The organism is Phascolarctobacterium sp. (genome assembly GCF_030531065.1).
Taxonomy (GTDB): domain Bacteria; phylum Bacillota; class Negativicutes; order Acidaminococcales; family Acidaminococcaceae; genus Phascolarctobacterium_A.
The window spans coordinates 13,829-35,890 of record NZ_JAUNOQ010000019.1 but is presented as its reverse complement, the minus strand read 5'-3'; the positions used below and the strand labels follow the sequence as shown (position 1 = coordinate 35,890).

General features: G+C 51.2%; 22 protein-coding genes. 12 read left to right on the top strand and 10 right to left on the bottom strand.

Features of this window, described 5'->3' with window-relative positions; genetic code table 11:
- Positions 1 to 1,391: 1,391 nt before the first annotated feature.
- The 9 genes from Q4E64_RS10495 to rpmH all read right to left on the bottom strand — a co-directional run bounded on the left by Q4E64_RS10495 (position 1,392) and on the right by rpmH (position 8,970).
- Positions 1,392 to 2,270, bottom strand: a complete 879-nt coding sequence (locus Q4E64_RS10495) for a ParB/RepB/Spo0J family partition protein (RefSeq protein WP_303167863.1) — start codon at positions 2,268 to 2,270, stop codon at positions 1,392 to 1,394.
- Positions 2,271 to 2,280: 10 nt separating this feature from the next.
- Positions 2,281 to 3,000, bottom strand: coding sequence for a 16S rRNA (guanine(527)-N(7))-methyltransferase RsmG (gene rsmG / locus Q4E64_RS10490; protein ID WP_303167862.1), 720 nt, complete (start codon positions 2,998 to 3,000; stop codon positions 2,281 to 2,283).
- Positions 2,997 to 4,880 (bottom strand): tRNA uridine-5-carboxymethylaminomethyl(34) synthesis enzyme MnmG, encoded by a 1,884-nt coding sequence (gene mnmG / locus Q4E64_RS10485; protein ID WP_303167861.1) that lies wholly within the window; start codon positions 4,878 to 4,880, stop codon positions 2,997 to 2,999. The genes rsmG and mnmG overlap by 4 nt, the downstream gene beginning before the upstream one ends.
- Before the next feature lie 263 nt (positions 4,881 to 5,143).
- A complete protein-coding gene (gene mnmE / locus Q4E64_RS10480) occupies positions 5,144 to 6,523 on the bottom strand; it encodes a tRNA uridine-5-carboxymethylaminomethyl(34) synthesis GTPase MnmE (protein WP_303167860.1) in 1,380 nt (459 codons plus the stop codon).
- 76 nt (positions 6,524 to 6,599) lie between these two features.
- Positions 6,600 to 7,496 carry an RNA-binding cell elongation regulator Jag/EloR gene (gene jag, locus Q4E64_RS10475; protein ID WP_303167859.1) on the bottom strand — a complete coding sequence of 299 codons (897 nt, stop codon included), beginning with the start codon at positions 7,494 to 7,496 and terminating at the stop codon, positions 6,600 to 6,602.
- A gap of 25 nt (positions 7,497 to 7,521) precedes the next feature.
- Complete coding sequence (locus Q4E64_RS10470; RefSeq protein WP_303167858.1) at positions 7,522 to 8,151, bottom strand: YidC/Oxa1 family membrane protein insertase; 630 nt, start codon at positions 8,149 to 8,151, stop codon at positions 7,522 to 7,524.
- A gap of 43 nt (positions 8,152 to 8,194) precedes the next feature.
- A complete protein-coding gene (gene yidD, locus Q4E64_RS10465) occupies positions 8,195 to 8,404 on the bottom strand; it encodes a membrane protein insertion efficiency factor YidD (RefSeq protein WP_303167857.1) in 210 nt (69 codons plus the stop codon).
- A gap of 12 nt (positions 8,405 to 8,416) precedes the next feature.
- Positions 8,417 to 8,776 carry a ribonuclease P protein component gene (gene rnpA, locus Q4E64_RS10460; protein WP_303167856.1) on the bottom strand — a complete coding sequence of 120 codons (360 nt, stop codon included), beginning with the start codon at positions 8,774 to 8,776 and terminating at the stop codon, positions 8,417 to 8,419.
- Between the two features lie 59 nt (positions 8,777 to 8,835).
- Positions 8,836 to 8,970: a 50S ribosomal protein L34 gene (gene rpmH, locus Q4E64_RS10455; RefSeq protein ID WP_021718820.1), complete on the bottom strand. Its 135-nt coding sequence runs from the start codon at positions 8,968 to 8,970 to the stop codon at positions 8,836 to 8,838.
- 359 nt (positions 8,971 to 9,329) lie between these two features.
- Between rpmH and dnaA the strand changes: the two genes are divergently transcribed.
- From dnaA to Q4E64_RS10395, 12 genes are all read left to right on the top strand, one after another.
- A complete protein-coding gene (gene dnaA, locus Q4E64_RS10450; RefSeq protein ID WP_303167855.1) occupies positions 9,330 to 10,712 on the top strand; it encodes a chromosomal replication initiator protein DnaA in 1,383 nt (460 codons plus the stop codon).
- Positions 10,713 to 10,970: 258 nt separating this feature from the next.
- Positions 10,971 to 12,080 carry a DNA polymerase III subunit beta gene (dnaN, locus tag Q4E64_RS10445; RefSeq protein ID WP_303167854.1) on the top strand — a complete coding sequence of 370 codons (1,110 nt, stop codon included), beginning with the start codon at positions 10,971 to 10,973 and terminating at the stop codon, positions 12,078 to 12,080.
- Positions 12,081 to 12,091: 11 nt separating this feature from the next.
- Positions 12,092 to 12,316 (top strand): RNA-binding S4 domain-containing protein, encoded by a 225-nt coding sequence (locus Q4E64_RS10440; RefSeq protein ID WP_303167853.1) that lies wholly within the window; start codon positions 12,092 to 12,094, stop codon positions 12,314 to 12,316.
- Complete coding sequence (recF, locus tag Q4E64_RS10435) at positions 12,313 to 13,443, top strand: DNA replication/repair protein RecF (RefSeq protein WP_303167852.1); 1,131 nt, start codon at positions 12,313 to 12,315, stop codon at positions 13,441 to 13,443. Before Q4E64_RS10440 ends, recF begins: the two co-directional genes overlap by 4 nt.
- The gene (locus Q4E64_RS10430) at positions 13,443 to 14,240 is read left to right on the top strand and encodes a DUF721 domain-containing protein (RefSeq protein ID WP_303167851.1); all 798 of its coding nucleotides are present in this window, start codon (positions 13,443 to 13,445) and stop codon (positions 14,238 to 14,240) included. The genes recF and Q4E64_RS10430 overlap by 1 nt, the downstream gene beginning before the upstream one ends.
- Positions 14,224 to 14,466 carry an extracellular matrix regulator RemB gene (gene remB, locus Q4E64_RS10425; protein ID WP_303167850.1) on the top strand — a complete coding sequence of 81 codons (243 nt, stop codon included), beginning with the start codon at positions 14,224 to 14,226 and terminating at the stop codon, positions 14,464 to 14,466. The genes Q4E64_RS10430 and remB overlap by 17 nt, the downstream gene beginning before the upstream one ends.
- A gap of 18 nt (positions 14,467 to 14,484) precedes the next feature.
- Positions 14,485 to 16,431 (top strand): DNA topoisomerase (ATP-hydrolyzing) subunit B, encoded by a 1,947-nt coding sequence (gene gyrB, locus Q4E64_RS10420; RefSeq protein WP_303167849.1) that lies wholly within the window; start codon positions 14,485 to 14,487, stop codon positions 16,429 to 16,431.
- A gap of 37 nt (positions 16,432 to 16,468) precedes the next feature.
- Positions 16,469 to 16,768, top strand: coding sequence for a hypothetical protein (locus Q4E64_RS10415; RefSeq protein WP_303167848.1), 300 nt, complete (start codon positions 16,469 to 16,471; stop codon positions 16,766 to 16,768).
- An 11-nt stretch (positions 16,769 to 16,779) separates the two neighbouring features.
- Positions 16,780 to 17,481, top strand: coding sequence for a thiamine diphosphokinase (locus Q4E64_RS10410; protein WP_303167847.1), 702 nt, complete (start codon positions 16,780 to 16,782; stop codon positions 17,479 to 17,481).
- Positions 17,482 to 17,505: 24 nt separating this feature from the next.
- The gene (locus Q4E64_RS10405) at positions 17,506 to 18,282 is read left to right on the top strand and encodes a TSUP family transporter (protein WP_303167846.1); all 777 of its coding nucleotides are present in this window, start codon (positions 17,506 to 17,508) and stop codon (positions 18,280 to 18,282) included.
- A gap of 42 nt (positions 18,283 to 18,324) precedes the next feature.
- On the top strand, positions 18,325 to 20,775 hold the full coding sequence (gene gyrA, locus Q4E64_RS10400) for a DNA gyrase subunit A (protein ID WP_303167845.1): 2,451 nt from the start codon (positions 18,325 to 18,327) through the stop codon (positions 20,773 to 20,775).
- 89 nt (positions 20,776 to 20,864) lie between these two features.
- Positions 20,865 to 21,026, top strand: a complete 162-nt coding sequence (locus Q4E64_RS10395; RefSeq protein WP_303167844.1) for a MetQ/NlpA family ABC transporter substrate-binding protein — start codon at positions 20,865 to 20,867, stop codon at positions 21,024 to 21,026.
- A 121-nt stretch (positions 21,027 to 21,147) separates the two neighbouring features.
- Here the strand turns inward: Q4E64_RS10395 and Q4E64_RS10390 are convergent, their stop codons facing one another.
- Positions 21,148 to 21,666, bottom strand: coding sequence for a macro domain-containing protein (locus tag Q4E64_RS10390; protein WP_303167843.1), 519 nt, complete (start codon positions 21,664 to 21,666; stop codon positions 21,148 to 21,150).
- Positions 21,667 to 22,062 lie beyond the last annotated feature (396 nt).

The following is a 22,062-nucleotide window of genomic DNA, read 5'->3' as shown; positions in this document are numbered from 1 at the left end:
ACCTCGCTCATCTTCCTACCTCGTCCCCGCAAACGCGCTATAATAATATAATTATTATACCACACCAACGTGCCTTCCGCTAAAATTCCGCGCCACGCTCGCGCCGAAAACCCCCTCTATATAATAAATGCCAAAAAAAGGCCGAAATCTTTACATCGTAATCAAAAAAAATTAAAAAAATATTTTTCAGCGTCATGTAAAGATTTTGGACAAAAAATGGAGTTTATTAAATAGATTCTTCTTTTTCTTCTCTTTTTGCTGGTTTTTCTCTTCTTATTTCTTCTTGCTAAATTTTTATTCTAAAATATTTACGTAAGTAAATATACCTATTGGCTAGTAAAGCTTTATACTTCCTAAAGGTAGTAGTAGAGCGTAAGGCCCAGGCTTAACAAATATAATACAAACCCCGTTTTATAGACACTCAAAAGAACAGAGAAACTACCCTACAACTCACGCCGACCAAATTCGCCAAATAGTAAAGCCTTTTTTGCTAAGCTTTTTACGAACGTTCTTTTCGGTATCGTTTCGTTCCCCTTAACTCTTTCTTATCCATACTTTTTCTTAATGTAAGACGTGTGCCCTTTAGGGTAAAAAGTATGCAAAAAGAAGCTTTAGCCGCTTGCCGGATTCCGCCGCCTACTGTCACGCCCCGCTGCATTCCGCGTATGCGCTAAGGAAAACGAAAATAGAAGCGCAGAACACACGCGCAGTGAACGGGCGTCCCTTTGGTCCGTTGCGACACAACTTTCTCTGCACATCGAAAAACGACCATAGCCGTCGTACGTTCCGGTCTGCGCGGCCTTGCTACCGTTGTGAAAAACTATAACCTCACGCCCACGCCAACCAATCCGGCAAATGGTAAAGCATTTTTTGCTAAGCTTTTTTGTGCGAACAAAAAAGCGGAAATTTGTCAAACTTTTTAAAAGTTTGCGGTTTTCTTGTTACTTCTTTTGCCGACAAAAGAAGTAAATACAAACACGCCTAACGTAACACAAGAAAAATTACGTAAAGATTTTATTATCTCAAAAAATATCCACGAACATTCTTTCCAGTATCTTTTCGCGACTCTAAAGCCGCACGCACGAATATTTTTATCAGCTCAGTTTATTATGAACTTGTTATCTTTGATAAGATTATTTTAATAAAGGCTTCTGACAAAGGCAACGAATATTTAATAATCCAGAAGCAGTAATTTAGCTTTGAAAAACAATTTCAGCTCTTTAAACTTTATTACAGTCTGTCTTTTTGACAATGCAGCTTGCAAAGCAAAATTAAAAATAATCTGCTGCCAGGTTTTTCCAATTTATTTTCCGCCCGCGCGTAAAAAATTAAGACGATGTTTCACGTGAAACATCGCCTTGCGTTTTGCATTCTGCCGCTGCGTTTTGAATTTAAAACAGCGGCTTGCTGTTGCCTCCCTTAGGCTTCTTTTGATTTTTAATGCGCAGGCTTACGACCACCTCGTCGCCGTCGATGGTCTGCTCCATATTTACGGGGATACCCACGTCCTTAATAGCGCTGACTACCTGCTTAATGCTGTTGAGATAAATGCGCACGTCGTTGACGATGACCAGGCGCTTTTTCTTTTCCTGCTGCTTATCGCTGAGCAGCTTGTCGATATATTCTTCCGTCTGGCGCACATTATAGCGGCGGGCGATAATAACCTTTAACGCCTCCAAGCGCTTAGCGTCGTCTTCCAGCTTTAATAAAGCGCGGGCGTGACGCTCGCTGAGCTCCGCCTCTACCAGCACCTTGCGCACCTGCTGGGATAAACGCAGCAAGCGCAGCTTGTTGGCGATGGTGGATTGCTTTTTACCAACTCTGGCGGCCATGGCCTCCTGCGTCAGGTGGAACTGCTCCATCAGCTGCTCGTAGCCCTCGGCTTCCTCCAGATAATGCAAATCCTCGCGCTGTAAATTTTCAATGAGCGCAATTTCTGCAATCTGCTGCGAGGTATATTCGCTGATAATTACCGGCACCTCGGTCAGCGCGGCCATTCTGCTGGCGCGCAGGCGGCGCTCGCCGGCTATCAAAAGATAACGCCCGTTTTCGGCAGGAGCCACCAGCAGGGGCTGCAATACCCCGTACTGCGCAATGGACGCAGACAAATCCGCCAGCGCCTCTTCGTCAAAGGTTTTTCGCGGCTGGTAAGGATTGGGAAAAATCTGCTCGATAGGTACTTTCACAACCTTGACCTCATTAACGGCCTGACGGTCGCCAATAATTCCGCAATCAGTATCTAATACAGAAAATCCGTCGTCGACTAACATTCTTTTCCCCCTATCTGCCGCCCAAGGGCTGCTTTTCCGGCGTACCCGCCTTGCGCGGATACTGGGCCGGAGTAGTTTTAATCTTGCTTATCTTTATTATAGCACGTCCGTCGTCAAGACCGGGTAATTTTACAGGCTCGGCGCTGATAATTTTTCCGCCCAAAATTTTTACGGCGTCGCTTGCTTCCTCTATTTCGTCGGCGTATTTGCTGCCCTTGAGGGCGATAAAGCTGCCGCCCTTTTTCGCCAGCGGCAGGCAATACTCCGACAGCACGCTTAAGCGGGCCACGGCTCTGGCGGTTACGAAATCGTATTTTTCACGGTGCTTTGGATTGCGTCCCGCGTCCTCCGCCCGCAAATGCTCGCAGCAAATATCCTTTAGCTCCAGCGCGTCGATAACCTGCTGCAAAAATTTCAAACGCTTGCCCAAAGAATCTATCAGCACGACCTTGAGGCCGGGGCGGTAAATTTTCAACGGCACTCCGGGAAAGCCCGCGCCCGTGCCCACGTCGGCCAAAAGCTTGCCTTCCATACCCGCCTCGCAGGCCAGCAAGCTGTCGATCATATGCTTAACGGCTACTTCCTCCGGCTCCGTTATAGCCGTCAGGTTCATTACCTTATTTGTTTCCACCAGCAGCTCGTAATATTTGCCGAACTGCTCCAGCTGCCGCTGCGTAAAGCTCAGCCCCGCTTCGGCGCCGCGGGCCGCCAAAATTTCTTCAAAGGTCATTGCTCCTGCTCCCTCCTGCGCCGCAGTTCCAAAGCTATCATGAGCACGCTGACGTCCGCCGGCGATACGCCGCTGATACGCGAGGCCTGCCCGATATTGGCAGGACGCACCTTGTCCAGTTTTTCCGCCGCCTCGCTGGAAAGCTCCTTAATGGCATGATAATCGATATCCTCCGGCAGCCGTTTATTTTCCAGCTTCATAAAGCGTTCCACTTCCTGCCGCTGTTTGGTAATATAGCCCTCGTACTTAGCGAAAATTTCCGCCTGCTCGGCCACCTGCGGCGCCAACTGCGGCAGCTCGAAGGCCTCCTGCAGCTTGGCGTAAGTCACTTCCTTGCGGCGCAGCAAATCCAGCAAACTGCTGCCGCTGCGGATAGGAGCCGTTCCCATGGACACAAGCTTGGCGTTATTTTCCTCGCTGGGCGCAATATTCTGTTTGCCCAGACGGCTGACGCTGCGCTCCAGAGCCGTGCGCTTTTCCGTAAAGCGCGCGTAACGACGGTCGTCCACCAGTCCCAGCTCGCGGCCCTTTTCCGTCAGGCGCAGGTCGGCGTTGTCCTGCCGCAGCAGCAAGCGGTATTCGGCCCGCGAAGTCATCATGCGGTAGGGCTCGTTCGTTCCCTTCGTCACCAGGTCGTCGATCAGCACGCCGATATAGGCCTCGTCGCGCCGCAGCACCAAAGGCGCTTTGCCCTTGAGCTTCATCATGGCGTTAATACCGGCCATCAGGCCCTGGGCCGCGGCCTCCTCGTAGCCGCTGGTGCCGTTGGACTGCCCGGCGCTGAACAAACCGCCGATAGCCTTATGCTCCAGGGACGGCTTGAGCTGCAAGGGGTCAAGGCAATCGTAATCTATGGCGTAACCGGCGCGCATCATTTTGCAATGCTCCAGGCCGGGAATGGTCTGCATAAATTGCAGCTGCACATGGGCCGGCAAGGACGAGCTCATGCCCTGCACATACATTTCGTAAGTGCTGCGTCCCTCCGGCTCGATAAACAGCTGATGCCGCTCCTTATTGGCAAAGCGCACGATTTTCGATTCGATGGACGGGCAGTAGCGCGGGCCCACGCCTTCAATCATGCCGTTGAACATACCGGAAAGATGCAGGTTATCGCGAATGATTTTATGCGTCTTTTCATTAGTATAGGTCAGATAGCAGGGTACCTGCTCCCTGGTCCGAATATCGCTGATAAAGGAAAAATTGCGTACCTCTTCGTCGCCGTACTGGGGCTCCATCTTGCTGTAATCGAGGCTGCGGGCGTCGATACGCGCAGGCGTACCGGTTTTAAAGCGCATCAGCTCCACGCCGTGCTCTGCGAGGGACGCGGACAGCTTCTGCGCGCTGCGCAGCCCGTTGGGCCCGCACTCGTAATTAACCTGACCGTAAACAATACGACCGCGCAAATATGTTCCGGTAGCCAGAATAACGCAGGGAGCTTCAAAAACTTCGCCTGTTTCGGCCTCCACGCCTACGACCTGACCGTTTGCCACCAGCAGCTTATCGATCATCAGCTGCTTCAGCTCCAAGCCCTCCTGCCCCTCGACGATTTTTTTCATCAGCGTGTGGTAGTAGGGCTTATCTTCCTGCCCGCGCAGCGCATGCACGGCGTAGCCCTTGCCCGTGTTCAATAGGCGCATCTGGATGCAGGCCAAGTCGGCGCTGATACCCATTTGCCCGCCTAAAGCGTCCAGCTCCCGCACCAAATGGCCTTTAGCCGGGCCGCCGATGGACGGATTGCAGGGCATTAAAGCCACGTTGTCCAGGGACAGGGTAGCCAGCAGCGTTTTGCCGCCCAGGCGCGCCGCCGCCAGAGCAGCCTCCACGCCGGCGTGCCCCGCTCCGACTACGATTACGTCAAATTTATCTGTAACATAACTCATTTTCAATAATCTCTTTCAAAAATATCTTAGAAAAAATTTTTTAAGAAGCAATTATTTCACCATGTTTACCACGGCTCAGTCTTCGCCTTCAGCTCGCCAATCGCCGGGTAACAGGTATAATTTAATCTAATCTCCCCCAGCCGCCTTCGACGGCAGCCCCCTCTTAGAGGGGGCAAAATTTTTAGCTTTATAATTTTCCTCCCTCCTAGAGGGAGGTGCTGAGCGTTAGCGAAGCGGAGGGAGAATATTTCTTATATCTCGTTTTACTTGCCGATGCAGAAGCGGGAAAAAATTTCGTTGATAATCTCGTCCTGCACGGCGTCGCCGGTAATTTCGCCCAGCAAATCGATGGCCGCGCGCACGTCGATTTCGATACAATCGTAGGGCAGCGCGTCTGCGACGGCTCCGCCCGCGTCCTCCAAAGCTTGCAGCGCCCGCCGCAAAAGATTTTCCTGCCGCGCGTTCTGCACATAAGCGCCGTCGCCCAAGGCTCCCTCGCTGCCGTAAACGTAATTTTTCAGCCAGGCGCCGAAAGCTTCCACGCCGCTCAAGGTCTTTGCGGATAGAGTCATCACCTTGTCGCCGCCGAAGCGCCGGCGCAAAGCTTCGATATCCACCTGCAAAGCTAAATCGCTTTTATTGACGATAATCACGCAGGGCTTGTCTGCGGCCGCCTGCAAAACGCTTTCGTCCTCCTCGGTCAAGCCCTCGCTGCCGTCGATAACGCAGATTACCAGCTCCGCCTCCTGCAAAAGCTTGCGGCTTTTTTCTACGCCGATTTTTTCCACAAAATCCTCCGTACTGCGAATGCCCGCCGTATCCGCCAGCACCAGCGGCACGCCGTCCAACAGCAGCTGCTCCTCGATAACGTCGCGGGTCGTTCCGGCGTACTGGGAAACGATGGCCCTGTCCTCCTGCAATAAAGCGTTCAGCAGGCTGGACTTGCCCACATTGGGCCGCCCGACGATGGCCGTGCGCAAACCTTCGCGCAAAATCTTGCCCGTATGAGCGTTAGCCAAAAGCGCGGCGATTTTAGCGCTGCAAGCGTCGATGCTGTCCCGCACTCTGCCGTAGGTCACGTCCTCGATATCTTCCTCCGGATAATCGATAACCGCCTCTAAATTTACCACCACGTCCAGCAAAGCCCGGCGCAGCTCCCGCAAAGTACGCGCCAGCTGGCCCTGCTGCTGCCGGGCCGCCAGCTTCAGGCCGGCCTCGCTGCGGGAACGGATAATATCCATGACCGCCTCTGCCTGCGTCAAATCTATGCGTCCGTTTAAAAAAGCGCGCCTGGTAAATTCGCCGGGCTCCGCAGGCCGCGCACCGGCGGCGTAAGTCAGCGCCAAAATTTTTTTCAAGGATTGCAGACCGCCGTGGCACTGAATTTCCACCACGTCCTCCGCCGTGTAGGAACGGGGCCCGCGCATATATACGGTTAAAACCTCGTCCACCAGACTGCCGTCGCGGTCGTAAACGTGACCGTAAACCAAAGTATTGACGGGATAATCGGCCAAGGGCCTGCCGCTCGCAGCCTTGAATAAGCGCTCGCCCACCGCCAGCGCCCGCTCGCCGCTGACGCGCACAATGCCCACGGCGCCCTCGCCTAAAGCCGTAATGACCGCGCTGATAGTTTCCTCCGCCATTCGCTCGCCCTCCCTTCGCTTTAAATGCCGCAGGATAAAATATAACCCAGTAAAAGCTTACTGGGTTATAAAATCTTTATTTTTTCAATTCGATTACTACATGACGGTAAGGATCGTCGCCCTCGCTAAGGGTCGTAACCCGGCGATCGCCCTGCAGGGCCATGTGGATGATCTTACGCTCGTGGGGATTCATCGGCTCCAGCGCCACGCGCTCGCCGGTGCGTTTAACCTTATCGGCCAGACGCATAGCCAAACGGCTTAAGGTTTCTACGCGGCGGTCGCGGTAATCCTCCACGTCGATAATTACGCGCACGCGCTCGCTGCTGTTTTTATTAGCCACCAGATTGGTCAGATACTGCAAGCTGTCCAAAGTCTGGCCATGCTTACCGATCAAAATGCCCATATCGTCGCCGTGCAGCTTAAAGGTAACGCTGCCGTCGTTCTTATTGATGAATTTCTCCATGACCACATCGATCTTCATCGCGTTGAAGACCTTCTGCAAAAATTCCTTCGCGGCGTTGACAGCCTCGTCGTTCACCGCATATCTACGGGGTTCGCGGACCGGACGCTCGCTTTTTAAGGATTCCAAAGCGGAAATAGCCGAATCCACAGCCTGCTCCTTAGCTGCTGCTGCCTTTTTCGTAAATTCGTCGGCGGCGCTAACCGCTTCCGTTTTAACGCTGTCGGCCTTTTTCGATACCGTATTCACCGCGATAGCGGCGGCTTCCTTCACTGCCTTGACAGCCTCGGCCGTAGCTTCGCCCACGGTTTTTTCCGGAGCCTGCGGCGCGGGAGCCGCCTGCTCCTTCACGCTTACGCGCACCTTGGCGTCCTTGCGGCCAAAACCGAAAAAGCCCTTTTTGCCTTCTTCAATAACTTCCACCTCAGCCTGTTCGGCGGTGATGTTTAATTCCTTTAAAGCCTCGGCAACAGCGTCCTCTACGCTCTTGCCAGTTTTTTCAACAAAAGCCATCTCTCTTTCACTCCTTTTGATCTGATTACTTGCCGGCAGCCTTGTTCATCATAGTCTGTTGAGCAATCTGCATAATATTCATTACTACCCAATACAGCACCAGGCCTGCCGGGAAGGATAAGCTGATGTAACCAATAAACAAAGGCATAAAGTAGAGCATGATCTTATTTTGCGGATTGCCGGTATCGGGCATGGTCTGCTTGGACGAAATGAAGGTCGTCAGCGCGGACAGCACCGGTAAAATATAAGTCGGGTCGGGGTTGGAAATGCTTTCCATCCACAAAAAAGCCGCGGAGCCCGCATACTGGAAATCGCGGATGCCGTAAAAGATACCGATCATAATCGGCATTTGAATCAAAAGAGGCAGGCAGCCTGCCAAAGGGTTTACGCCCTCGCTTTTATAAAGATTAGCCAATTCCATATTCAGGCGCTGCTTGTCGTCCTTGTATTTTTCCTGAATCGCCTTCATCTTCGGCTGCAGCTCCATCATAGCCTTGGTGGATTCAATCTGCTTTTTGGAAAGCGGATACAAAATCAGCTTGACGATAATAGTCATAAGCACAATGGCCAGACCGTAGCTGGGCATCCCCACGCTGCTGGTCAAATTATAGAGTATCGTAATTACCTGCTGGACTATATTGCTGAGAAAATCCAAAATATCACTCCTCGAAAATAAAGCGTTGGTTCATTTTTAGATATTATTTAACAGGATCATAACCGCCGGGATGATAGGGATGACATTTGGCAATGCGCTTCAGCGCCAGCCATAAGCCCCTGACGGGCCCCTTTTTTTGTATCGCCTCGATAGCGTAGGCGGAGCAGGTGGGATAAAACCTGCACGTCGGCGGAAACAGCGGCGAAATAAAGAGCTGATAAAATCTTATACATAAAATCAATATCCTGCTCATAGCCTTTTATCCTTATTCCTGCAGCAGCGCTGCTCTTTTTGCCAGTCTTAAAAAAACACGTTCAAAAGTCCTATAATCGGCCTTCGTCAGCTTGCGACGGGCCACCCAAACTATATGATACCCTTTTTTAAGCTCTGCACGATGCATGCGGAAAGCCTCCCGCATCCTTCGCTTGACTCTGTTGCGCACCACGGCGCAGCCTAATTTTTTGCCTACGGCCAGACCGATTTTCACATCGTCGCCCTGATCCGCAAGAATATAAAAGACCGACATACCGTCCACTACGGTACGTCCCTTGCCATAGACGCATTGAAAACTTTTCCTGGATTTCAGTCTGTTGATTTTTTTTAACGTATACTTTTTCTTCTGCATTAAATGCGCACCTGCCCGCATGGAAAAAATAGGCCACTTGCGCGGCCTATTTTATAATGTTATGCAGACAATTTCTTTCTGCCTCTAGCACGTCTTCTTTTGAGAACTTGACGACCGCCCAAAGTTTTCATTCTTTCTCTGAAACCATGAGTTCTTTTTCTTCTGAGATTATTAGGTTGAAAAGTACGTTTCATTCAGTATTCCCTCCTTACCACCGCAAAATTTTATCAAATTCTATGCACCTGAATTGATAGCTGTTTTAGCGCCGCAACGCAGCCAAGCGTCGCCTGAAAAAGCGCGCACCTAGAGCAATGAACGGTATTACTGAAATATTATATGAGAAAATAAAAATTTCGTCAAGTAGAAAACGCTCATTTTACGGCGCTTCCAAGAAATTTTATTAAGAAATTTGCGAAGTTATCCACAGTCTGCTAAAATATATATGGATAATTAGAAGCTAAAATGCAATTCTCGGCACTTGCTCAGCTCACGGCAGAGCCATGCAGGCTGTCGTTTTTATTTTTTCTAAATAAACAAGGAAAGGATGTTCCCTATGAGTTCCTATGATTTAGCAGAAATCTGGGTGAAATGCAAGGAAAAATTCAAGGAATCGGTCAACGAAAAGATATTCGACGTTTGGATTAAGCCCATTATGCCGCTGGAAGTAACCGACGCTTATTATAAGGTCGCCGTCAAAAATACCTTTTTTAAAAATATGCTGGAGGAAAATTACGCCCCCGTCATCGAAGGCATTCTGGCCGGCATTATGGGAAAGAACGTCAAGCTGCTCATCGAAACCATGGATAACGGCGTACCCGAAGCGGCACCCCAGGAACAAACGCCGGAAGCCAGGCAGCCCAAAAGCCAGCAGCAGCAGCTGTTCAACGAAAAGACTAGCGCTCAGGAAACGGTGGAAAGCAATTTAAATCCCAAATTCGTTTTTGAAACCTTCGTCATCGGCAATTCCAACCGTTTCGCTCACGCCGCCGCCCAGGCGGTAGCCAACAACCCGGCCCACGCCTACAATCCCCTGTTCCTGTACGGCGGCGTAGGCTTAGGCAAAACCCATCTGATGCACGCTATCGGCAACCGCATCAAGCAAAATAATCCCAGCATGAAGGTGCTGTACACCTCCAGCGAAAAATTCACTAACGAAATCATCAACTCCATCCAAAATAAAAACACGGAAGCGTTCCGGCAAAAATACCGCAATATCGATTGCTTAATCATCGACGATATTCAATTTCTGAAGGGCAAAGAGCAGACGCAGGTAGAATTTTTCCATACCTTCAACGCGCTCAAGGACGCCAACAAACAAATCATCATTTCCAGCGACCGCCCTCCCCGCGAAATTGAAACTCTGGAGGACAGGCTGCGCTCCCGCTTCGACCAGGGCCTGACCGCCGATATCCAGCCGCCGGATTTAGAAACCCGCATGGCGATTCTGCGCACCAAGGCGGCCTCCGACCATATTCAAATGCCCAACGACGTCATTACCCTGCTGGCTACCAATATCGCCACCAATATCAGAGAAATCGAAGGCGCCTACACAAAAATTGTCGCCTACACCTCGCTTATGCATATGCCCATCACCGTTGAAACCGCTCAAAAGGTACTCACGGACATGGGCAATACCGTTAAAACACGCACCATTACCTTTGAAGGCATCATCAAGGTCGTAGCCGAACATTACAATATCAAAGAAGAAGAGCTGTTCAACAAAAAGCGCACGCAGAACATCGCCTATCCCCGGCAGATAGCCATGTACCTGTGCCGCGAGCTGGCAGACCTTTCCTATCCCCGCATCGGCGAGCTTTTCGGCGGACGCGACCATACCACCGTCATTCACGCTTACGAAAAAATCAGCAAGAATAAAAATACCAATTTAGCGCTGCAAAACGAGCTGCAGGAAATGACTAATATCCTGCGCCAATAAAGCAAAAAGTTATCCACAAAAACTGTTGATAACCCAGCTCCAAACTGTGTATAACTTTCAAAAAAAGTTGATAGAAATTTTGCCTGTAGATTCCGTGTAAAATATTTCCCGCTTATACACAGGTTTATCTACAAGTGGAAAACCGCAGTACCATCAGGCTCAGAGGTCTTTTCCACATAACTAACAGGCTCTACTACTACGTCGACTACTTTTATAAAATTATATAGTAATAATATCTTTAAGGAGGACTGTGAACAAATGCTGATCACCTGCAACACCAACGCTTTGAATAAAGCTATCCAAACCGCTCAAAGAGCTATTATTTCCAAACCAAGTACGCCTATTTTTTCCTGCATTCATATTTTTACCGATCAAGATAAATTAGCCGTACAAGCAATGGACCTTAATATGGCTATTTCCTGCACTATCGACGCAGATATTACCGAACCGGGGGAAATAGTGGTTTCCGCTAAGCATTTATCCGAGCTTATCCGTAAGCTGCCCTGCGAAAGCCTGACTATTACGAAAAACAGCGAGCAAAAAACCATCAAGGTAAGCTCCGGTAAATCGGAATTTAACCTGCTGCTGATGAACGAGGACGATTATCCTAAATTCCCGGATTTTGACGGCAATAAAACTATTACTATCGCCGACGAAAAAATCAAGGAGCTGATTAAAAAAACCATTTTCTCCTGCTCCACCGACGAAGCGCGTCCCCTCTTTACCGGCGTTTTAGTCGAAGCCAAGGAAGAAAAAATTACCTTTGTCGGCACTAATACCCACCGTTTGGCAATAAAGTCCTCCGCTCAAGCTATAGCCGAGCCCATGAGCATGATTATTCCCGCCAAGGTGCTGAACGAAATTACCCGTAATTTAACGGGCGAAATTCCGCAGGAGGTAAAAATTTCCCTGCTCAATAACCAAATCATGGTTATCATCGACAACGTGGTTATCGTTTCCCGCCTGATTGAAGGCAAGTTCCCCGATTATAACCGGGTTATTCCCGCCAAATTCACCGTCAAGACCAAGGTCAACGCTAAGGAATTAGCCGGAGCCGTAGAACGCGTAGCGCTGTTTTCCACCGAGGGCGATTACAGCATCATCAAAATGAGCGTGGACGCCGGGGAAATGACGATTACCTCCAGCAGTCCCGATGTGGGCACGGGCCGCGAGGTTATTGCCTGCTCTACCGAGGGCGACCAGCTGAACGTAGCCTTTAACTCTAAATATATTCTGGACATTCTTAAAAATATCGAAGCCGACGAGGTAACGCTGTCCATGAACACCTCCTTGAGCCCGGTTTGCGTTACCTGCGAGGAAGAAGCGGATTACATTTATATCGTAACTCCCGTGCGCGTAGTTTTCTAAAGGAGCGTAAAATGCAGAAAGAAAACGTAGCTATCACTACCGAATTTATTACTATGGATAAGCTGCTGAAATTTTCCGGCGTGGCCGAAACCGGCGGACAGGCCTTTTTGATGGTGGAGGACGGCGTCGTCAAACTGAACGGCGCAACGATTACCGAAAAACGCAAAAAGGTTTATCCCGGCGACGTGGTCAACGTGGATAATCAGATAGAGCTTACCGTTACTGTGGAAGCATGAAAATCAGCCGTTTATACGCCGTAAATTTTCGTAATTACAGCAGCTGCGAGCTGCTGCTGCCGTCCATGATTAACGTCTTTTACGGCGCTAACGCCCAGGGAAAAACTAATCTGCTGGAGGTTATTTTCTACAGCGCCTTCGGCCTTTCCCACCGCACGACGGCGGAAGAAGAGCTGCTGCGCCTGGGGACGGAAGCGATGGCCGCAGGCGTGGAATACGAAAGCTACAGCGGCAGGCACGAGGTCAGGCTGAAAAAATACCGGCAGCAGGAGCGTTGGAAAAAAGAAATTTTGCTGGACGGCGCCAAGGTGCGCCCCAAGGAGCATTACGGAGCCTTAAACGCCGTTATGTTTTCGCCGGAGGATTTGCAGCTGGTGAAGGGCGAACCGGCGTTGCGGCGACGCTTCTTCGATATGCAGATATCCCAGACGGACCCGGTCTATTACGACTTACTGGTGAAATATAACCGCGTGCTGCTGCAGCGCAACCGCTTGTTAAAAGAGCTGCGGGACGAGGGCGGTGACGGCGCGGCCCTGCGTCCCTGGGATGAGGAATTTATCCGCCTGGCCGCCGGGATTACGAAAAAACGGCTGGCTGCTCTAGCTAAGCTGGAGGGCATTGCCGCCGATATTTACGCTTCGCTTACCAGCAATAAGGAACAGCTGGCGGTGCGCTACGAGCTGAAGGCCAATAACGGGCAGCTGCTGTATCCGGCGGACGGCGCGGCCTGCGGCGAAGAATTTTACCGCCGCAGTCTGGCGGAACGCCAGCGCGTCGACATTCTGCGCGGCAATACGGGCGTCGGCCCCCATCGCGACGATTTGCAGCTGCTTTTGAACGGAACGTCCCTGCGCTCCTTCGGCTCCCAGGGTCAGCAGCGCAGCGGCGCTTTAGCCTTAAAGTTGTCGCAGCTGGAATATGTGCGCCGTCAGCTGGGGGAATTTCCCGTGCTGCTCTTAGACGACGTGATGAGCGAACTGGATAACAGCCGCCGGGCCCAACTGCTGCGTTTTATCGACGGGCGCGTGCAGACCTTTATTACGGTCAACGATAGGGAGCTGATTCCTGCTTTGGCAGGCAACGCTTATTTTAAAATTGAAAACGGTGTGATAAGCGAGGAAAAATAATGTGTGCCGATAAATTTGCCAGCGCCGGGGAGGCTATGCAGCGCTTATTCGACCCTCGCCTGCGTTTGTTCGACAGGCGCAACCGGACGCTGGAGCTGACGCCTTCGCCTCTGGTCAAGCAGCTGTATTTAGAGCACTGCCTGGCCGACAGATGGGAGGAAATCTGCGGCCCGCATCTGGCCGAAAAGTGTTCGATTCAAAAAGTAGAGGGGCAGGAGCTTTACGTCAGCACCGCCAATTCGGTTCTGGCCAACGAGCTGTATATGATGCAGAGCCTGTTTTTGCAAAAGGTAAATTCCGTGCTTTCCGGCAGGCTGAAAATCAAAAAGGTTTATTTTCGCAGCGGCGCCGTGCTGCGCCGCCAGAAGGCGGCCCGGCGGAAGGAGGAAGCTCCCCCGCCGCTTCGCTATACCGTCTGTCCCCAGTGCGGTTCCCGCATGGCGGAAGGTCTGGAAATGTGCAGCGTGTGCGAGCGCCGGCAGCGGCAGGAGCTGCGGCAGAAGCTGGCCGAACTGCTCAGGATTCAGCCCTGGCTGACCTATGAAAATTGCCGCTTATACTATCCTTGTGATAAAATATTATTTACGTCCGTTCGCGACGGCCTGAAGGGCTATTATTGCGAGCGGGTGCGCCAGGGCTTCGCCGACAAAAAGGAAAGCCTGCTGGCCGTATTGTTCGTAACGGGGAAGCAGCCGGAGGAAATTACTTCGCAGCTGTACGAAAATACATTGACTTATTTACGGAGGGACCGGAATGTATCTGCATTTGGGAGCCGACTGCATGGTAAAAAACAGTGATATCATCGCCGTTTTCAATCTGCGCCACAGCCAGTCTTTAATTTACAGCGACTATGTTAAGGAATACGCCGACCGGTACAAAATCGTGGACGCGGCCGGCGGCGAGGAATACGCCAGTCTGATTCTGACGGCAGATACCATGTATCTGTCCTCCATTTCTTCCCTTACTTTGAAAAAACGCGCTGAAACCGGTCTTGCCGGAGGCGCTGTCTATACTAATTTTTAAAATTTAACGGAGGTAAACATGACCCAGGAAAAGGATATTGACATTGAGGAAGCTACTGCCGTCAATGGTAATTACAACGCGGAGCAGATTCACGTTTTAGAGGGCCTGGAAGCAGTGCGCAAAAGACCTGCCATGTATATCGGCAGTACGTCGGCCCGCGGCCTGCACCATCTGGTGTACGAGGTTGTGGACAACAGCATCGACGAAGCTCTGGCCGGACACTGCACCGATATCAAGGTCGTCATCCATGAGGATAACAGCATTACGGTCGTCGATAATGGCCGCGGCATTCCTGTGGATGAAATGAAAAAAGAAAAGAAGCCTGCCGTCGAGGTCATTATGACGGTGCTGCACGCCGGCGGTAAATTCGGCGACGGCGGCTATAAGGTTTCCGGCGGCCTGCACGGCGTGGGCGTTACCTGCGTTAACGCGTTGAGCGAGCATATGGAGGTAGAAGTGCGCCGCGGCGGCAAGCGCTACGGTATCGAATTCAAGCAGGGGCATACCTCCAAAAAGCTCTATGTAAAGGGTGAATGCGACACTACCGGCACGACGGTGCATTTCAAACCGGACGCCAGCATTTTTACGGAAACCGAATACAGCTACGACACCTTGCGCCTGCGCATCCGCGAGCTGGCCTTTCTGAATAAGGGCATTACTATTTCCCTGACGGACGAACGGCCCGAAGGCCGCAGCGAAACCTTCCATTTTGCCGGCGGCATTATCGAATTTGTGGAATTTGTCGACCAGAATAAGGATAAAATTAACGCCAAGCCCATTTATCTGGAGGGCGAAAAGAGCAGCATCATCGTCGAGGTGGCGATGCAGTACTGCGATACCTATAACGAGAATATCTTCACCTATGTCAATAATATCAATACGGAGGAGGGCGGCACGCATTTAAGCGGCTTCCGCAAGGCGCTGACCCGCACGATAAATAATTACGCCCGCGCCAATAAGCTGCTCAAGGATAACGAGGACGCTTTAAGCGGCGACGACGTGCGCGAGGGCTTGACGGCGGTTTTGAGCCTGAAGGTGCCCAACCCGCAGTTTGAAAGCCAGACGAAAATTAAGCTGGGCAACAGCGAGGTTATGCCCATCGTCGACAGTCTGGTCGGCGACACGCTGGCCGAATTTATGGAGGAAAACCCTGCGGCGGCGAAAAAAATCGTCGACAAGGCTATCGTGGCCGCCCGCGCGCGCCTTGCCGCCCGCAAAGCGCGCGAGCTGACGCGGCGCAAGAACGCCATGGATTTGGGCGGCTTGCCTGGCAAGCTGGCCGACTGCAAGAGCCGCAACGTCGAGGACACGGAAATTTATTTAGTCGAGGGCGATTCCGCAGGCGGCAGCGCCAAGCAGGGACGCAATTCCGACTTTCAGGCCATCCTCCCCTTGCGCGGCAAAATTTTGAACGTGGAAAAGGCGCGCCTGGACCGCGTGCTGAGCAGCGAAGAAATCCGCAATATGATTACGGCCTTCGGCTGCGGTATCGGCGACGATTTTAATTTGGATAAAGCGCGTTACGGCAAAATTATTATCATGACGGATGCCGATGTGGACGGCGCTCATATCCGCACGCTGCTGCTGACCTTCTTCTACCGTTATATGCAGCCTTTGATTAAGGAGGGGCACGTGTACATCGCGCAGCCGCCGCTGTATTTAATCCGCAAAAATCAAAAGCAGCATTACTACGCTTACAGCGACGAGGAGCTGCAAAAAATTCTGGACGAAGTGGGCCGCGAAAATAATCCCTACGTGCAGCGTTATAAAGGCCTGGGCGAGATGAACCCCGGCCAGCTGTGGGAAACGACCATGGACCCGGAAAAACGCACGATTTTGCAGGTGCATCTGGAGGACGCCGCCGAGGCCGACAGCATTTTCTCCATCCTTATGGGCGATAAGGTGGAGCCCAGACGGCAGTTTATCGAGGTCAACGCCAAGAAAGTAAGAAATCTTGATTTATAATGCGCGTTTGCTAATTTGACGCGACGAGGTGCGATAAATGGTAAAAATAAAAAAAGGCCTTTCCGACGCGGATATGCTGAAGGGCTACAACGAGCATTTAACCTTTGAAAACGGCATGTACGCCGACGAAAAAATTACTCAGGCTAAAATCAAAAACGCCAAAGCTCCGGCAAAAAAGGAATTGCTGCTGCCGGAGGAAGCGAGGGAGCGCTTAAATCGTTTCTTATTGGAAATCAGCATGGAATGGTTGAAAAATAAAAACGGAGATTGCGCGTGGAAGGTTTTGAAAGAGGACGGACAGATTATTATAAAACCGGCGGCCGTCGCTAAAAAGTAATGGCCGCGCTTGTGCGATTTCCGGAATGCGGCGTAAAGTTTCACGTGAAACATGGCGGCGAAGTAGCGCCCGGCGTTAACGTCGTCGTTGCGGGAGGACGCGCTCCGGCTCCAGGCTGGCTGCGTGAAATTGCGCGGCAAAAAAAAATTTACTGCGCCGACCGCGGCGCGCAATATTGTTTGGAGGCCGGCCTCTCCCCCGCTCTGCTTGTCGGCGACTGCGACAGCGCCGACAACGAAACGTATGCCCAAGCTGCTTCTTTAGGCGCGCAGGTTTTTGTGCATCCTCCGGCGAAGGACGACACCGACTTGCAGCTGCTGCTGCAAAAAATGCCGCCGGGCGACGTAGTGGCGACGGGAATTTTCGGCGGGCGCTTCGACCATCTTTTCAGCAACGTCTATTCCCTGCTGGCTTTTAAGAAGCGGCGCGGCTGCCGCGTTGCGCTGGCGGACGAGCGGGAATTTTTACTGCTCCTAGACGGCGGCGAAAAAGCGGAAATACATTTGCAGGATAAAAAAGCGGCGCAGGCCGTTTCTCTGCTGCCCTTGAGCGCGGAATGCCGCGTAAATATCGGCGGCGTGCGCTGGCCGTTGAACGACGCTTTATTAACGCAGGCGCGTCCTTACGCGATTAGCAACGAGCCGTTGACGGGAGAATTTACTTGCGAATGCTTGGAGGGCAGCGTCGGCTTGTATATTCATTGGCAAAAATAAATTGAATTATAATGAGGGATGCTTGTGGAAAATTTTTTGGGAGCTTTGGATTGGGGCACGGTTTTATTTTTAATCGTGGCCGGATTCGTTTCGGCTTTTATCGATTCAACGGTGGGCGGCGGCGGCCTGATATCCACGCCCGCCCTGCTCAGCCTGGGGCTGCCCGTCCCCTACGCCCTGGGAACGAATAAGGTGGCGGCCTCCGTCGGCTCGCTGACCAGCGTGCTTTCCTTTTGGCGCGCCGGAAAAATCAAAAAAGCGGCGCTGGCGTTGACGCCGCTGTCCTTTATCGGCTCGGCGCTGGGCGCTTACGTTGTTTATCTGCTGCCGGAAAAGCTTATGAAAAACATTATCGTGGCGCTGCTGGTGCTGGTAGCCGTTTACACTTATCGCCGCAAGGATTGGGGCGATAAGGGAACGGTGCAGCAGCTGGGCCTGCGGGCTTTGGTCGGCGCCTTCATCATGGCCTTCGCCATCGGCTTTTACGACGGCTTTTTCGGCCCCGGCACAGGCTCCTTCCTCATTTTTGGCTTTTTATATTTGGGATACGATTTCGTAACGGCCGCGGGCAACGCCAAGGCGCTGAATTTTGCCAGCGGCGTGGGCGCTCTGGTATCCTTCGCTATGAGCGGCACCATCATGTGGTCCTACGGCGTTATTATGGCGCTGGCCATGATTGTCGGAGCAATTTTCGGCTCGCGCATGGCGATTAAGAAAGGCGCGTCCTATGTGCGCCCGTTATATTTATTGGTTACGACTTTGCTTATCGGTAAGCAGGTTTATGAAATATTATGGAAATAGATTTTGCAGCTTTGAAATGTTTTGCGAAAGAAAGGTGATTAGGTGGATAATTTAGAACCGATTACCGGTAAGGTTTTGCCGGTGTATATCGAAGAGGAAATGCAAAAATCCTATATCGATTACGCTATGAGCGTTATTATTCAGCGCGCCCTGCCGGACGTGCGCGACGGCTTGAAGCCCGTGCATCGCCGTATTTTATACGCTATGCAGGAAGCGGGCATGACTCCGTCCAAGCCCTATAAAAAATCCGCTCGTATCGTCGGCGAAGTTTTAGGTAAATATCATCCCCACGGCGACATCTCGGTGTACGACGCTATCGTGCGTCTGGCGCAGGATTTTTCGACACGTTATCTGATGGTCGACGGCCACGGCAATTTCGGTAGCATCGACGGCGACAGCGCCGCCGCTATGCGTTATACCGAGGTGCGCATGGCAAGGCTGGCCGAGGCTATGCTGGACGATATTGAAAAGGACACCGTCGACTTCGTGCCCAACTACGACGAATCCTTGCAGGAGCCCAGCGTGCTGCCCTCCAAGGTTCCCGCTCTGCTGATTAACGGCAGCGCTGGTATCGCCGTAGGTATGGCGACCAATATTCCGCCGCATAATTTATGCGAGGTAGTCAACGGCCTCGTGATGCTCATCGACAATCCCGACGTGGAAATCCCGCAGCTGATGACGGCCATCAAGGGCCCCGACTTCCCCACCGGCGCCTGCATTTTGGGCAAAGAAGGCATTACCAGCGCTTATACCACCGGACGCGGCGTGGTAAAAATCCGCGCGAAGGCCGTAATCGAGCCTGCCAATAAAGGCAAGCATAATATTATCGTCAGCGAAATCCCCTATCAGGTCAACAAAGCCAATTTGATTAAGGATATCGCTCAGCTGGCTAAGGACGGCGCTATCGAGGGTATCAGCCATATCGACGACTATTCCAACCTCAAGCACGGTATCCGTATCGTTATCGAATTAAAAAGCGACGCAGTGCCCGACGTGGTTTTGAACCAGCTGTATAAGCACACGGCGCTGCAAAGCTCCTTTGGCATTATTATGCTGGCGCTGGTCAACGGTCAGCCGCGTATTTTAAATTTAAAACAGATTTTGGAATATTATCTGGCGCATCAAAAGGACGTCATCACCCGGCGCACCCGCTACGAGCTGGGCAAGGCCAAGGACCGCGCTCACATTTTGGAGGGCTTGAAGATTGCGCTGGACAATCTGGACGCCGTGATTACGACCATCCGCAACAGCGCCACCGCCGATATCGCGCGGGAAAATTTAATGAGCGGCTTCAATTTAAGCCAGCGTCAGGCGCAGGCTATTCTGGATATGCGTCTGCAGCGCCTGACCGGTCTGGAGCGCAAAAAAATCGACGAGGAATACGTCGACGTTCTGGAAACCATCGATTGGCTGGAAAGCGTGCTGGCCGACGAGCGCAAGGTGATGAATATTATTAAAGAAGACCTGCTGGAAATGAAAAAGAAGTTCGGCGACGAACGCCGCACGGAAATTTCCCGCGATTCCTCCGATATGGACGTGGAGGATTTAATCGCCGAGGAAAATATCGTGGTGACTATCAGCCATCAGGGCTATATCAAACGCCAGACGCTGGACACCTTCCGCAACCAAAAGCGCGGCGGCGTCGGCAAAACCGGCGGCAGCGGCAAGAAGGAGGATTGCGCCGAGCATCTCTTCCTTTCCACCACGCACCATAATATTTTATTCTTTACCAATAAGGGCCGCGTGTACCGCCAGAAGGGTTACGAAATTCCCGAAGCCGGACGCACGGCGAAGGGCACGGCTATTATCAATCTGCTGCCCTTGGAGCAGGGTGAAAAAATTACGGCGGTTATTCCGGTGAAGGAATTTGCCGACGAGCAGTTTATGTTTATGGCGACCAATAAGGGCACGGTGAAAAAGACCAACCTGAAAGATTTGGAAAGCGCGCGCAAGGCCGGTCTGGTAGCCATCAACCTGGATGAAAACGAGGATTTGATTGGCGTCGAGCTGACCGACGGCAACAGCGAAATTATTCTGGCTACCCGCAACGGCGTCGCTATCCGCTTTGACGAGCAGGACGTGCGGCCTATGGGACGCACCGCTCACGGCGTGCGCGGCATCAGCCTGAATTATGGCGACGAGGTTGTGGCCATGGACAGCGTGCCCAACGAAAATTACGAAGTGCTGACGGCTACGGAATTCGGTATGGGCAAGCGCACGGCGGTCAGCGAATACCGCAAGCAGACACGCGGCGGCAAGGGCATCATAAATATTAAGATTACGGAAAAAACCGGCTGCGTAGTCGGTATGCGCGTAATCAATCCCGCGCAGGAAATTATGATGATTACCTCCGGCGGCATTATTATTCGCATCGACGTGGACAGCGTTTCGCAGTATGGGCGCAACGCTCAGGGCGTAAAGCTGATGACGCTGAACGAAAACGATAAGGTAGTTTCCTTAGCGGCTATTCACCATGAGGACGATGAGGAGTAAGCTTTTGAAAGCGCGGCGGTAACGCCAATTTAAAAATTTAGGGTTTAGGGTATGCAGATAAATTTGTCTGCTGTCTGGAAAATCCGGAATTGGAAGTTAAGGACGAGCTGTTGGCGGTAACAAATATCGCGGCCCGCAATAAGGATAAAGATAAGCCGGAGTATAAGGAATTTATCAAGGCTTATCAATCCGAAGCCGTAAGAAAATTCATCGCCGATAAATATAAAGGGACGATTGAACCGGCGTTTTAAGCTGAAGTTTTAGTTTTTCAAAATACAAAGAAGGCGCTCGATTTGCATTAAGCATTTTGAGCGCCTTTTAATTATGTTATGAGTAATATAAAGTGTTATGAGTAATATAAAGCGGTGCGCTTTAAAGAGGAAAAATAAATTTGCTATATGCCGCATATTGTTCCTGCGTGTGACAAACGAAAATAATTTTTTGCAGCGCGGTCGGAGTATTTAGTTCTTCTAAGCGCCATTGAAGCGTTTTTACGCCTATCGTTGCCGCTTCGGCTAAGGGCCAGCCGTGATGCCCTACCCCAAGACAAGGAATTGCCAGCGTATTTATTTGGTAAAAGGCTGCGGCTTGCAAAATTGCCGAATAACATTGGCTTAGCAAAATGCTGCGGTCGTTTTGGGCAAGATAATATTTGGGCGTGACGGTATGAATAATATATTTAGCGGGCAGGGCGAACGCCGGCGTTACGATAGCATGCCCGCAGGGCAAGGAATCGCAATCTTTTAAATAAGCGGATAGTTCGCGTTCTCCCGCTCTTTCATAAATAGTTTTACACATACCGGACCCTTTTTGCAACGAGGCGTTGGACGAGTTGACAATGGCGTCGGCTTTAATTGTGGCGATATCTCCTAAAATAATTGAATATTGCATGGAAATCGTTAGAAAAAGACCCCAATTTGCGCAAGCAAAGAGCTTAATGCGTAATTGGGGTTTATTTGCGTATTAAGATAATCAGGCCTTTAAACCCGCTTCTGAGTTCAACCAAATCATTCTTAACGTTCCCGAGTTACAAAACCGCAAGCGGTAATCAGGCCTTTAAACTCGCAAGCTTTTATGAATCCTATTATTAATCTGGCGTTACAAAACCGCAAGCGGTAATCAGGCCTTTAAACTCTGAGGCTCGCACACGGCCTCCAGAGCGGGCAAAATGCCCTACAATAGTAAATCAAAATTCTGTTCATCAAGTAGATGCAGAATTTTAAAGCAGCCGCTAATTCACAAATTCTTCAAAAGCCCTTTTAAGGCATGCTGCGCAAGGGCTGCGAG